The sequence below is a fragment of the Niveispirillum sp. BGYR6 genome, assembly GCF_027568365.1.
In the GTDB taxonomy this organism is placed as follows: Bacteria; Pseudomonadota; Alphaproteobacteria; order Azospirillales; family Azospirillaceae; genus Niveispirillum.
In genome coordinates this window covers 1-13,580 of record NZ_JANLNL010000003.1, presented here as the reverse complement: position 1 = coordinate 13,580, position 13,580 = coordinate 1, and the positions used below count along the sequence as shown (strand labels likewise).

The 13,580-nt window shown below is 62.3% G+C and carries 10 protein-coding genes; 6 read left to right on the top strand and 4 right to left on the bottom strand.

Annotated features, from left to right (window positions below; all coding sequences use genetic code 11):
- Positions 1–270: 270 nt before the first annotated feature.
- A complete protein-coding gene (locus PCJ49_RS08260; RefSeq protein WP_269910525.1) occupies positions 271–1,602 on the bottom strand; it encodes an AarF/ABC1/UbiB kinase family protein in 1,332 nt (443 codons plus the stop codon).
- A gap of 96 nt (positions 1,603–1,698) precedes the next feature.
- On the opposite strand from PCJ49_RS08260, the gene PCJ49_RS08255 reads away from it, so the two are divergent.
- Both PCJ49_RS08255 and PCJ49_RS08250 read left to right on the top strand, forming a co-directional pair.
- Positions 1,699–2,601 (top strand): alpha/beta fold hydrolase, encoded by a 903-nt coding sequence (locus PCJ49_RS08255; protein WP_269910524.1) that lies wholly within the window; start codon positions 1,699–1,701, stop codon positions 2,599–2,601.
- 127 nt (positions 2,602–2,728) lie between these two features.
- Entirely contained in the window at positions 2,729–3,802 is a 1,074-nt protein-coding gene (locus PCJ49_RS08250) for a DUF1838 family protein (RefSeq protein ID WP_269910523.1), read from the top strand.
- Positions 3,803–4,136: 334 nt separating this feature from the next.
- Here the strand turns inward: PCJ49_RS08250 and PCJ49_RS08245 are convergent, their stop codons facing one another.
- Positions 4,137–5,063 (bottom strand): DUF6624 domain-containing protein, encoded by a 927-nt coding sequence (locus PCJ49_RS08245; protein ID WP_269910522.1) that lies wholly within the window; start codon positions 5,061–5,063, stop codon positions 4,137–4,139.
- A 321-nt stretch (positions 5,064–5,384) separates the two neighbouring features.
- Between PCJ49_RS08245 and lepA the strand changes: the two genes are divergently transcribed.
- The 3 genes from lepA (at position 5,385) to PCJ49_RS08230 (ending at position 11,182) form a co-directional block, all read left to right on the top strand.
- Positions 5,385–7,187: a translation elongation factor 4 gene (lepA, locus tag PCJ49_RS08240; RefSeq protein WP_089286265.1), complete on the top strand. Its 1,803-nt coding sequence runs from the start codon at positions 5,385–5,387 to the stop codon at positions 7,185–7,187.
- Positions 7,188–7,668: 481 nt separating this feature from the next.
- Entirely contained in the window at positions 7,669–8,526 is an 858-nt protein-coding gene (locus PCJ49_RS08235; protein WP_269910521.1) for a hypothetical protein, read from the top strand.
- A gap of 142 nt (positions 8,527–8,668) precedes the next feature.
- Complete coding sequence (locus tag PCJ49_RS08230) at positions 8,669–11,182, top strand: esterase-like activity of phytase family protein (RefSeq protein ID WP_269910520.1); 2,514 nt, start codon at positions 8,669–8,671, stop codon at positions 11,180–11,182.
- Positions 11,183–11,226: 44 nt separating this feature from the next.
- Here PCJ49_RS08230 and gcvA read toward each other — a convergent pair whose 3' ends face one another.
- Entirely contained in the window at positions 11,227–12,186 is a 960-nt protein-coding gene (gene gcvA, locus PCJ49_RS08225; RefSeq protein ID WP_269910519.1) for a transcriptional regulator GcvA, read from the bottom strand.
- Positions 12,187–12,312: 126 nt separating this feature from the next.
- Between gcvA and PCJ49_RS08220 the strand changes: the two genes are divergently transcribed.
- On the top strand, positions 12,313–12,513 hold the full coding sequence (locus tag PCJ49_RS08220) for a hypothetical protein (RefSeq protein WP_269910518.1): 201 nt from the start codon (positions 12,313–12,315) through the stop codon (positions 12,511–12,513).
- A gap of 7 nt (positions 12,514–12,520) precedes the next feature.
- Here the strand turns inward: PCJ49_RS08220 and PCJ49_RS08215 are convergent, their stop codons facing one another.
- Positions 12,521–13,336, bottom strand: coding sequence for a hypothetical protein (locus PCJ49_RS08215; RefSeq protein WP_269910517.1), 816 nt, complete (start codon positions 13,334–13,336; stop codon positions 12,521–12,523).
- Positions 13,337–13,580: the final 244 nt, after the last annotated feature.

Below are 13,580 nucleotides of genomic sequence, written 5' to 3'. Positions count from 1 at the left end.
GCGCGCGCGGACGCCTTCGACAGTCTTCCAGCGTCACCACACGTTCCAAAGGCCCAGCACGTCACCGGTCGCCGCCAGAAGAATGACCGCAGCCCAACCGGCGCAAGCCCCTTTGAAAAAGGAAATACCAATCCGCAAAATACCGACGCGTGCTTTTGGTTCGCAAGCCTCACCCATTGCTCTGGACTCCCCTCTCCGGCAAAAGTCGAAGATCATCCTATAATGGTTGATTTTTCCCGTAAATCGAGAAACAAAGCCCAGCTTATCCCCCTACAGCCCTGCCACCTGCAGCGCGGCCGCCTGTCGTGCCGCCAGGGCCTCTGTGCTGAATCCCCCGACCAGTTCCTGGAAATGCTGGAACCAGTTCAGTTCCGCCCGCAGATGCAGGAAGACTGAGCCCAGGCCAATGGCCGCCCGGTCCATGAAGACGAACTCGCGGGGGATTTCCACGCCGCCCACCCGGCGCAATTCCTCATGCACCTTGGCGGCGGTGGCCTGGCCGTAGCGGCCATTATTGGTTTCCTCCAGCGCCCGCACCCGGTCTTCCAGCAGCGGGGCATAGATGAAGCCGGCCCAGATATTCAGCACCTCCACCAGTTCCCGCGTCAGGTTACGGAAGCCCCAGCTTTCATAGGCCGCCGCCGCGCGGTCGGTATCCTGTGCGCGCAGCGCCTCATAAAGCTCAATCACCGCCGCCACAAAGCCCGGCGGGAAGATGCGCACACAGCCGAAATCCAGCAGATTGATCGTATGATCGGCCCGCACCGTGTAATTGCCCAGATGCGGATCACCATGGATGATGCCATAGCGGTAAAAGGGCACGTACCAGGCCCGGAACATGTGCAAGGCCAACTGGTTGCGCAGTTCCAGCGGCGCCTCCTTGAACTGGGTGATCTTCACGCCCGCCACCCATTCCATGGTCAGCAGCCGTCCGCTGCTAAGCTCGGGGCGCAAAGCCGGCACATGCACGCCCGGCACATCGGCCAGCATGTGGCGGTAAAGCGTCAGGTGGCGCGCCTCACGGGCGTAATCCAGTTCCTCTTTCAGCCGTTCGGCCAATTCATCTTGAATCTGGTCAGTGCGCACCGCCTTGTCATAGCGGGCATAGACGGCGAACAGCAGTTTCAATTGCTGTAAATCCGCCGCCACAGCGGACTGCATGTCGGGATATTGCAGCTTGCAGGCCAGCGCCGCACCATCCAGGGCGGTGGCGCGATGCACCTGCCCCAGCGAGGCCGCCGACGCCGCCTCTTTCTCGAAACCGGCGAAGCGCTGTTGCCAGTCAGCGCCCAGTTCTGCCTGCATCCGCCGCTTCACGAAGGGCCAGCCCATGGAGGGGGCGTCGGACTGAAGCTGTGCCAGTTCCTGCACATATTCCGCTGGCAAGGCATCAGGAATGGTGGACAGGATTTGCGCCACCTTCATCAGCGGCCCTTTCAAGCCCCCCAGGGCTGCCCGCAATTCCGCCGCGTGCGCCTCCCGCTCCAGCTTGATACCCAGGAACCGCTCGCCGGCCAGCTTGGCGGCAAGGCCCCCCATGGTAGTGCCAACCCGGGCATATCGCGCCAGACGGCCCTGCAGAGAACTTTCTTCATCGCGCATGATGGGGATGAGATGGGATTGACAGCGCCCAAGGCAAGGCATCATCTTGAAACAAAAAATGATCTATAAATAGATCAATGGATGTGGAGTAGAGCCATGGTACCGGTCAGGCGCGCCTATGTGGATGGTCCCCATGGGCAGATGCATCTGCGGCTGGCCCGACCAGCGGATGGCGGCGAGGGCTCGAAGCCGCCGCTACTCTGCATCCATATGAGCCCGATGAGCGGACGGGTATTCGAGAACCTGCTGGCCCGCCTGGGGCAGGACCGGCTGACCATTGCCTTTGATACGCCCGGCTTCGGCCTGTCGGACGCGCCGGCGGCACCGCCTTCCATCGGGGATTATGCAACAGCCTTGCTGGCCGGGTTGAGCGCCCTGGGGGTGGAAGGGCCGGTTGATCTGTTGGGCTATCACACCGGATCGATGATCGCAGTGGAAATGGCCAATCAGGCCCCGGATCGGGTGCGCCGTCTGGCCACCGTCGCCGCCCCCATCATCACCGATGAAGAACGCGCCCCGTTCCGCGCCTTCTATCATGAACGGCCAGCCCAGGCGGATGGCAGCCATATTCTGGATCGCTGGCAGGGTTTCTATTACCACCATAACCGCCCCGGCGTGGATGTGGAGGAGATTTCAGAGCGCTTCCCCGATGCGCTGCTGGGCGGGCGCAAGGCCGCCTGGGGGCATCAGGCCGCCTTCGCCTATGACATGGCCAGTCGGCTGGCCGGGGTGACCCAGCCCCTGCTGGTGCTGGTCACGGGCGATGACCTGGATGTGCAGAGCCGGCGGGCCGAGGGCATCGCCCCCCACAGCCGCCTGCTGGAAGTGCCCGGCTGGGGGCACGGTTTTCTGGATCTGTATGGCGATGACGCCGCCGGCCTGCTGCGCGCCTATCTGGATGCCGGGGATGCCGCCCCGCTGGCAGCCCTTACCGCCCCACCATCGGCCCTGGGGCCGCGCTATCCGCAAAAGGTCGGGGCCTTCCGGCCGCGCGACTGATCGCTTTCCGTCTGGTGGTCAGTTGCCGGCTTACCGCCTGCTCGCGCCTGTCAAACCCCGCATTGTTAAGGCTGAAAGGCTGGCGTTCCAGCCTTTCCCACAATGACAGGCAGAACAGGGGTGCAGGATGTTCCATGAAGCGATCATGCGGTCACTGACGCGGCGGTCCATTTTCGGCGGCATGGCGGGCATGGGGGCGATGGCGGCCGCCCCCGGTTTCGCCGCCACACCGAAACCGGCCAAGGGGAATATCCGCCCGCTGGATATCACCGACCCGCGGGAGAACCTCTACGGCTTCGGCAAGATGTGGGGCACGCTGGGGCCGAAATCCGTGCTGTCGGGCTATCAGGGCGTGCAATATGCCATTGTTGGCGACAAGCGCGCCGTGCCCCTGTTCGGTTATTGCGGCTTCGGCAATAACCGCAACATCATGCAGCCCGATGGCTCGCTGAAGGTGCTGGGCAAGGAATGCGGTTTCTTCACCGATCTGGCGACGGGGGAGATCATCGACCATTGGGACAATCCCTGGACCGGGGAGCGGGTGGAGGTGTTCCCCTTCGTCAATGACCGCTGGCGCGGCACGCTGACCCTGGAACAGAAGGTCTTCAAGGTCGGCGACAGCGAAACGGTCAATAATGACCATAGCACCAAGGGGGGCACCCAGGGGGGCACCAAGTCCCAGAAGGGCAAACCCTTCCTGCTGCCCTGGCAGCGCATCGGTGACCAGTATCTGTTAAGCTGGGATTACGCGCATGAATATACCAACCCGGTGACGCCGGAGGGCTGGCCCAAGGCTTCGACCGGGCGGCGCGTCAACCCATCGGAACATTTCACCCTGTTCACGCCGACCAATGAGATCGACGACCGCTCCCTGGAAAGCGCCCGTTTCCATGCCGGTTTCATGCGCCAGGCCCCCTGGTGGCCCTGGATGCGCATGGGCCAGAGCGAGGTGCACGGCGTGCTGATGGGCCGGATGCACAGCTACAAGATCACCGGCACGGTGGAGGATATCCCGAAGGCCGTGCTGAAGCGCGTGGAACGCGCCCATTCCCACCTGCTGGAACAGCCAACCGACGGCCCCGACGAAGGCGTGCGCGGCACCCTGGAAGCCTATGCGGAGGATGTGCCGCCAGAGGTGCCGGGCTATGTCTCCCCCCTGGCGGAAAAGCGCAAGGCGATGTTGAAGGGGGAGGGAAAGTAGGGATCACGGCGCAGCGGCTGACACCGGCCGCTGTGCCTCCGCCCGGCTTCTTTCATTCAGGGCAAAATCTTTCCCGCAAATATACCCGAGATACATCGATCCGACAAATAAAAGACCGATTAATATGCTTACATATAATTTCCGATCATCCCGTGGAATTATAAATCCCTCCATTTTTTCCTCCGATTTATCCAGCAAAACAAAGGCGACGCATAATATCTCAAATTACAGCACGAAAATGGATAAATCGCAAAAAATGCAACAAGCCGGCAACCATTAAGGCCATTCTGCTGGCGTCACTCATCCTAGCGATGGCCTCCCCGCGCAAAAGCCCTCACCACCCTTTGCATTTCTTCTCACTCAACTCATATTCCATCTTCTCCGGTAGGCCATACTCCCGCCGAAGCTGTGCCAAGCGCTCTGGTGCCTCCACCGGCTTCAACTGCATCCGCCCATCCCGACACCAGAATTGTGTGCCAAACCGCTGGGGACGACCACCCCCAAGAGCAACGCGATCAAAGAGATAGGCATAGTCCCTTTTGTCTGCCTCTCCCCGCTGCACAGCCGCCCCCAGCAAGGCCAAGGCGCGAGCCTGAAACGCCGGGTCCATGTCGACATGCTGGACCAGCAGCCAGGCATCACTGGCCGCTTCGGCCCCATGGGCGTTGGCTGTCGGCCAGCCGACACGGTCCATGATCTCACTCATCAGTGCGCGATTGCGCCGCTCCACGTCGCATTTCTTCACCTCAACAACGCGCAGGTAAATCGCTGTTGCCAGTTCGTTGTCATCATGGGACCAGCGACTATAGGCCAACATTCCCATCCAGCCCTGGTCAATGGCGGCCTGCTCCGCCAAGCGGCGGGCAAGGTCAGTCGGCGCCGCCGCAACCCGCTGTTGAACCTCCACCTTTATTCCCGTCTCCACCTCCCGCAGGGTGGACAATACCAAGTCCCGCGCACTGGCAAATTCCGCAGGGCTGATTGTCGGGGACAGGGGTTCATTCCAGGCCAGGATAAACGCTGCCGGCGCGTCCAGCAGGCATTCCGCAAAATCCGAATGCTGGAAAGGGGCCCCCGGCTGGGACCGGGCAAGGGCGGCGGCCTGGGCCTTCTGGTCTTGCGCCCATCGGATCAAATCACCGCCAGCCTGTTGTTCAGCCGGCCGTGCAGAGAAACGCAGGCGGCCATAGTCAAACATCAGCGCCGTTGCCGCATCCGTTTTGATGCGTCCAACCTCGTCAAATCCTTGTTCAGGCGGCACGGTTGCATTTCCGGCCAATGCAGCAGTTACCAGCATCAACGCGCCGGCTAGGGCAGGAAAAACCCGTCGCTGCCTTGTGATCACCAACCACCAGCCCATGCCCGCTTCAACCCCGTTTCAGGCTGCCCTCAGGTTACAGATGAAAACGCGATTATCAATGCAATATATCGCTTACCGCGCCCATCTACAACTTCATGCACTCCACATCCCCCAACCCGCCGCACAGCACCCCTGCCCGGCATTGCGCACGGCAATCATTGCCAGATGGCCGCTTCCCCCCTATCTTCCCCGCCAACCCTGTATGCTGGCCTGTACGAGTCCATGACCGACCTGTCGAAAATCCGCAATTTCTCCATCATCGCCCATATCGACCATGGCAAGTCGACGCTGGCCGACCGGCTGATTGAATTCTGCGGCGCCATCGAAGCGCGCGACATGAAGGCCCAGCTGCTCGACAATATGGATATCGAGCGGGAACGCGGCATCACCATCAAGGCGCAGACCGTGCGCCTGGAATATAAGGCCAAGGATGGCGAGACCTATCAGTTGAACCTGATGGACACGCCGGGCCATGTCGACTTCGCCTATGAGGTCAGCCGGTCGCTGGCCGCCTGCGAAGGCTCCCTGCTGGTGGTGGACGCCTCCCAGGGTGTGGAGGCGCAGACCCTGGCCAATGTCTATCAGGCATTGGACGCCAACCACGAAATCGTGCCCGTCCTCAACAAGGTCGATCTGCCCGCCGCCGATGTGCCGCGCGTGAAGACGCAGATTGAGGATGTGATCGGCCTGGATGCATCCGACGCGGTGGAGATTTCGGCCAAGACCGGCCTGAATATCGAAGGCGTGCTGGAAGCCATCGTCACCCGCCTGCCCCCGCCCAAGGGCGACCGTGACGCGCCGTTGCAGGCGCTGATCGTGGATAGCTGGTACGATGCCTATCTGGGCGTCATCATCCTGGTCCGCGTGGTGAATGGTGAATTGAAGCTGGGCCAGAAGGTGCGCTTCATGGCCACCGGTGCCACCCGCGAACTGGACCGCGTGGGTATCTTCACGCCGAAAAAGATCGCCCTGGAAAAGCTGGGTCCAGGGGAGATGGGCTTTATCACCGCCGCCATCAAGGATATCCGCGACACCAAGGTGGGTGACACCATCACGGAGGAGCGCCGGCTGGCGCCCACCGCATTGGCCGGCTTCAAGCCCTCCATCCCCGTGGTGTTCTGCGGCCTGTTCCCCGCCGATGCGGCGGAGTTTGAGCATCTGCGCGACAGCCTGGGCAAGCTGGCCCTGAACGATGCCAGCTTCCAGTATGAAACCGAAAGCTCTGCCGCGCTGGGCTTCGGTTTCCGCTGCGGCTTCCTGGGCCTGCTGCACCTGGAAATTATCCAGGAACGGCTGGAACGGGAATTCGACCTGGACCTGATCACCACCGCGCCCTCGGTGGTGTACAAGATGCACATGACCAATGGCGAAGTGATTGAAATGCACAATCCGGCCGACATGCCGGATGTGGTGCGGATCGATCATATCGAGGAGCCCTGGATCAAGGCCACCATCATGCTGCCCGATGAATATCTGGGCGGTGTGCTGCAGCTCTGCACCGAACGGCGCGGTGTGCAGAAGGATCTGACCTATGTCGGCGGCCGGGCGATGATCGTCTATGAATTGCCGCTGAACGAAGTGGTGTTCGATTTCTACGACCGGCTGAAGAGCATCAGCCGGGGCTATGCCAGCTTCGACTATCAACTGGAAGAATATCGCGAAGGTGATCTGGTCAAGATGTCCATCCTGGTCAATGCCGAACCGGTGGACGCCCTGTCGATGATCGTTCACCGCAGCCAGGCGGAATATCGTGGCCGTCAGCTCTGCGAGCGGTTGAAGGAACTGATCCCCCGCCACCTGTTCAAGATCCCCATCCAGGCCGCCATCGGCGGCAAGGTTGTGGCGCGTGAGACCATCGCCGCCATGCGCAAGGACGTGCTGGCCAAGTGCTATGGTGGCGATATCAGCCGCAAGCGCAAGCTGCTGGACAAGCAGAAGGAAGGCAAGAAGCGGATGCGCCAGTTCGGCGAGGTGGAAATTCCGCAGAGCGCCTTCATCGCCGCCTTGAAGATGGGCGACAATTGATGGTTTGACCGCCGGGTTCAGGGCGGGAAATGGAATGGGGGGCGGCACGGCACACGTACCGCCCCCTTTTTCATGCCCGGCAGCATGACAAAGAATCTGCTTTTCCAAATCAGAAATACCAACCAATTTAGAACCAATTATACATTGAACCCAGCGCCCATAACCGTGACCCTTGGGGCACAGGCGTTGCAGCAAAATCCCAATCCGGCATCCGCAACCGTTTGCGACGCGGGCCGGATGGCACTCAAGCGCGGCCTGTAACGCCGCCCCCCCCCACTACCGCGCCAAAGGGAAAGCTTTGGGGCGAAATCAGCTTGACCGATGAAAGAAAGCGAACGACCCTGTTCCTGCCATGGGGATGCCGCAATGCGCCGGCACCTTCCACCCCGCCCGGAAAGCCGGGAAAGGGGATGGATATGGCCAGCACCGGGCGATCCTTTCGCAGGTGCCGCATGATCGATGATGGAGGCAGGGCAGAGCGATGAAGATACCAATCAAAGCCATTGTCCTGCTGCCGCTTTTCCTGACCATGCCGGCCGCGATCGCAGAGGAAACCAAGCCCGAACCCAAACCGTCTGATGTTTTCCTGGTGCGCTTCAACCAGATCGAAGCGCCCAGCAGCGTTTACCAGAGCCCCGATGCCGCTGCCCTGGGTTATCCCGCTGCCCTGGCCGACGCCCCAACAACGGAAAAGCCGGAAGATGCCCGCAAGGCCATGGCCGCCACGCTCGGCCAATGGGCTGGCAAGGTCTATGAAGGCATCATGGCCAAGATCACCGGCGACCGGCCTTCGGTGAACAGCCCCAGCCCGATCCAGCTGGCCGCCGACCCGCGTGCCTATCAGGCAGCCGGGCTGAAGGCCGACGCCCAGCTTTCCGCCCTGGGGCTGAATTCCAAGCTGGGTATGCGGTTGGGCACGGAGGAAATCCGCCAGACGATCCGGTTCAGCCGCGATTGCGGCGTGGATGTGCTGCCCAACAGCGTGTCGGGCGATGTTGCCGGGGGCTTTGGTAACGTCAAGGGCACGGTCCAGGGCAGCTGGGGCAGCGCCTGCGCCACCGGGCAGACCGGCTGGCGCCTGACCGCCGGTGTGGCCGATCTGGGGCACCAGCCCTATTCCACGCTGGGCATGGAATACCGGCCGATGGCCGGCAGCCTGATCGCCAATATGACCGGCATTTCCGCCATGAAGGCGCAATTGGCCGGCACCGGCGGCAGTGTCGGGCTGGAGGCACCGGTCCCGGTAATCCGCGTGGCCAATATGCGGCTGAATGCCGAAGTAAAATGGCACGAGGAACAGGGGACCGCCCTGAAATTCTCCACCAAGCTGCGGTTCTGAGCCCTGGCGGTGCCGGGGAATATTTATCGCAGGCGCGGTAAAATCAGCATTTGAAATAAATGCTTCACATCAACTGCAACAGAAATATCATATCCAACTGATATGAGCCCCTGAACTTTAAACATAAAGTTGGGGGCCCATCATGAAGATTTCCATCCGCAGCGCGCTGCTGGCCAGCGCGCTGTCTTTTGTGACACTGCCTGCCTTCGCCCAGTCTGCCAGCACTGTCACGCTGAATGGCACCAGTTTCACAAACCAGGGGCTGCAAGGCGTGGGGCGCCTTTCCGCCGCCCTACGGGACAAGTACGGGGAAACGTTCGGGTCCATATCGGCCATGCAGATCGACCTGCATAGCTGGCAGCGCAATGCCGATGGCTCCTATTCCGGCACGCTCTATACCCTGCCCGACCGTGGCTATAACGTGGCCTCCACCACGAATTACATACCGCGCTATAATGTGCTGTCGCTCAGCTTCAACCCCTATAGCGGCACGGCCAGCCTGCCCGCCGCTACAGCACAGCAGAACCAGATCGGCCTGACCCTGAAGGATACGGTGCAGTTCACCGACGACAAGGGCACCCCCTTCAGCGGGCTGGACCCGGCCTCCACGGGCAGCGGCCTGACCTATCGCCCCGCCGCCAACGGAATGCCCAACCTGCCGTTGACCGGCACCGGTCGTCTGGCGCTGGACCCGGAAGGGTTCGTGCGCGTGTCGGATGGCAGCATCTGGGTCAGCGATGAATATGGCCCCTATATTTATCACTTCACCGGCGACGGGAAACTGATCTCCGCCATCGCGCCGCCCAACAGCCTGCTGCCGCTGCGCAATGGCGCGCCGAATTTCGGGGCGGCGGAATCTACTCCCGTCAACCCGTCGCGCGGCCGCCAGAACAATCAGGGTCTGGAAGGGCTGTCCATGTCACCGGATGGCAAGACACTGTGGGTGGCCCTGCAATCGGCCGCCGTGCAGGATCTGGATATCAACAGCACGAACAGCACCCGCCGCAACACCCGCCTGCTGGCCTATGATGTCTCCAACAGCACCAGCCCGGTGCTGAAGGGCGAATATGTTATCCAATTGCCAATGTATAATAATAACGGCAACCCCAACGGGGCCCTGAACCGCGTGGCGGCCCAGTCGGAACTGCTGGCGCTGAACAATACCCAGTTCCTGCTGCTGTCCCGCGATGGCAATGGCTATGGCAGCGGGGCCACGCCCAACAGCAGCCCGACCAGCTTCTATCGTCGCATCGACCTGCTGGACATCACTGGCGCCTCCAACATCGCCGGCACCGCCTATGACAATGGCACCTCCATCGCGCCCAAAGGCGTGCTGGTCGCCGATATCAAGCCGGTGCAGTTTGCCAGCTTTGTGGATATCAACGATGCCACCCAACTGGCCAAGTTCGGGCTGGTCAATGGCGCCACGAACAATGTCAATTGCCGCACCCAATGCCTGTCGGAAAAGTGGGAGGCGCTGGCCCTGGTGCCCGCATTGGACGCCGCCCGGCTGGATGATTTCTTCCTGTTCGTCGGCAACGATAATGACTTCGTTACCCAGAACGGCTCCCAGGTTGGCCAGTCCTACAAGGATGCCTCCGGCGTTGAAAATGACACCACACTGCTGGCCTATCGCTTGACCCTGCCCACCTATGTCGATCCGCTGGCCAGCGAAAGCCAGGCCCTGACCGGCCCGGCCATCGGGCAGGCGCTGGGGGAAACGGCGCTGGCCGCCAATGATGCCGCCACCAGCGATCTGACCGGCCGCACCCAGGCCATCCGCGCCGGTCTGGCCAAGCGCGCCGAGGGCAGTTTCGAACTGTCCGCCGGTGGCAACTGGTCGGTCTTTGCCCGTGATGATGGGGATGCCAAGCGCTTGTCCAAGCCGGAAAGCTGGTCCAGCGGCATTGCCGGTGATTATGCCGTTTCCGACACGCTGCGCGTCGGTCTGGCCGTCAATTATGCCCATAGCGACGGCAAGTTCGGCAATCTGGGCGGGGGCAAGGCCACCGTCTGGGCGGTCGGCCCCTATGCCAGCCTGGCGCTGCCCGGTGGGTTCTATGCCGATGCCAGCTATCATTACAGCGACCTGTCGCTGGATGATATCAGCCGCAACACCTTCGCCTATAACCTGCGCGCCACCGGCGAAACCGAGGGCAAGGGCCATCATGTGGGGGTGGAGTTCGGCTCCGTCGAGACGGCCGGCAGCCTGCGCTATGGCCCGATTGTCAGCTTCAACTATAACCGGGTGGAGCTGGATGCCTGGAAGGAAGCCGGCGCCCTGCATCTGAACCTGGATCATCCCAAGCTGGCCGAACAGCAATTGCTGTTCAATGTCGGCGGCCAGATTTCCACCAGCCTGGATATGGGCGGTGGCCGCATGGTGGTACCGGAACTGCGGGTCAGCTATCAGGAAGACCTGATCCGGGACGAGGGCCAGACCTACACCACCGTGCTGTCGAACCGGCGCAACAGCCCGCTGGGCCGCAATACCGCCATTCTGCCCGATCCGCAGAATAACGGGTTGCGGGTTGGTGTCGGCCTGTCCGTGGCGGTGGCGGACAAGGCCGCCCTCTATGTCTCCGGCAACACGCTGTTCAACGTGGATGACAAGCCGGATTATTCGCTGGGTGCCGGCCTGCGCGTCGGCTTCTGATGCGGGCGGCCCTTGGGAGGGGACTTTCACCCTCCCAAGGGCTGTCATCCGGCCGTTGGCGCGCGCGCCAACGGCAAGGGCCCCAACGGCAGGCCGCATTGCCCGGCACAGGCGTTGATTTCAGAGAATATCCAGTCACGGAAGGCCCGGATCTTCGGCTCATCCGCGCGGCGTTCCGAACAGGCCAGCCAATAGAACCGGTCCGTCCGGTACATGATGTCGGGGAAGGGCAGCACCAGACGGCCGGCCGCAATATCCGCCCCGAACAGGGCCGGACAGACCAGGGCTACGCCCTGCCCCATGGCGGCGGCCTGTGCCGTCACCCCATGCACATCGAATTGCGGGCCGCCCGGCAGCTTGTCCACCTTCACCCCGGCCAGGGCGAACCATTGCCGCCACCAGAGGATATCCTCCGGATGCTGGCAATCCAGCAAAGGCAGGCGCAGCAGATCGGCCGGTTCCCGCACACCGCCCGCCCGCTCAAGCATTTGCGGGCTGACGGCGGGGGTCAGGGTGAAATCCATCAGCCATTCTGCCCGCACGCCCGGCCAGCGGCCGGAGCCGGCGCGGATGGCAATATCGAATTCCATTTCCAGATCGCCCACCCGCACCGAACTATCCAGCCGCACGGCCAAATCCGGCCGCAGTAACTGGAAATGCCCCAGACGCGGCACCAGCCATTGGGTGGCAAAGGTGAACATGCAGGTCACCGCCAGCACCTTGTTTTCCGTCGCCTCCGTCAGGCGGGCCACGGTGCTGCGGATACGGTCGAACGCATCATCCACCGCCGCCTGCAGCTCCAGCCCCGCCGGTGTCAGTTCCAGCCGGCGGGTCAGGCGGCGGAACAGCTCCCGCCCGATATGCTCCTCCAACTGGCGGACCTGATAGCTGACCGCCGCCTGCGTCACCGCCAGCTCATCCGCCGCTTTGGTGAAGGAGAGATAGCGCGCGGCGGACGCAAAGGCGCGCAGGGCATTCAAGGGCGGCAGGCGGTGGTCGGACATCAAGCCCCCATGGATCAAATCAGCTTTTGTATGATCGCCAGATTACTCGTTTGTCAGCCGGGCTGACCAGCCCCAAACTGGCATCAACAAGCCAAACTATCCTTACCTGTCTTCCAAGGAGATATCATGATGACCAAGAGCATCTTGGGCATAGCGCCCCCCTGCGCCCTGCCCGACCATCCCTTGTCGGGCTGCCGCGCCGCTGGCGCGCCCCTTCCACCGCTGATGGTGGCCCTGGCCCGTACCCTGGGGGAATTGCTGGGGGGTGAGACCTATCGCCATGGCCTCTCCCCCCATCTGCGGCGGGATGTCGGCCTGCCGGATTGACGGGCCGTCAGGCCTCCGTCATCTCCAGCAAGGCACCATCCGGGGCGAAGCAGCCACAGACCAGCCGGCCACCGAAACCCGCACCGCCATCCAGGCTGGCGGTGAAATCCGTCAGGTGCGGCCCTTGCCCATGGGTGGGGTCATAGCCGCGCACGATTCGGCGCACGCTGCCATAGGGCTGGTCGATGCGGGGGAAACTGTTGCCCCCCCACCAGAAAATATCTGCCTGCATATGCAAAGGCTTGGCCGTATCCAGCCCGGCATTGACGAACAGCATGTCCGTGGGCTGGCCCTGCGCATCGGAGGTGTAGGCCGCCCGGCGCAGGGCACTGAACAGGGCGCCGTGGCCCGGCGCATTGCGCATGGCGGCGCGCAGATCATTGCTCCAGCGGGCCAGGCTGACGGCCCCATCCCTGGCAGCGGCAATGCCATAGGCCGCCGTACCGCCATAGGCCGCCAGCGTCGCCTCCACCCCCTGCCCGATCATCCAATGCAGCACATCCAGCGGGTTGGGCGCGAACTGAAGCTGCAGCAGTTTCTGCCACATTTCCTCCTGCCCACCGCGCAGATAGACGATGTCGCTGGCCAGCACGCTGGGCTTGGCCATCAGATGGCGGCGGAAATAGAGCAGCTCATCCAGGGTTTCCCGCACCAGCGTCCCCCGGCCCACCATATTGCCCAGATAGACCAGCCGGTCGCCCGCCTGAAAACGGGCGCCAATATCCTCATGCAACGCCGCCAGCCGGCCGGCATCGCCATGGATGGCGCCGACCGCCCAGATGCGGCGCGGTCGGCCAAGCAGGGCGAATTTCTGGTCAGACATCCGGGAAGGATCACTCTCCATCGGGAAGGGTGGCCAGAGTGTAAAGCCCCGACCGTCACAAAAAAAGAGTCTCCCACACCAGCGGGGCCCTTTCCCACTAAATATCCCGTCCAGGGTCGCTTAGAGCATCGCGCGTGAAAGCGGAATCGAAGGATTCCCTTTAAGGTCTGGATGTGATTCATCTTTGTCGGAGGTGGATCATGGGCAAGGCGTATTCAGAAGATCTTCGGGAACGCGTTGAAGC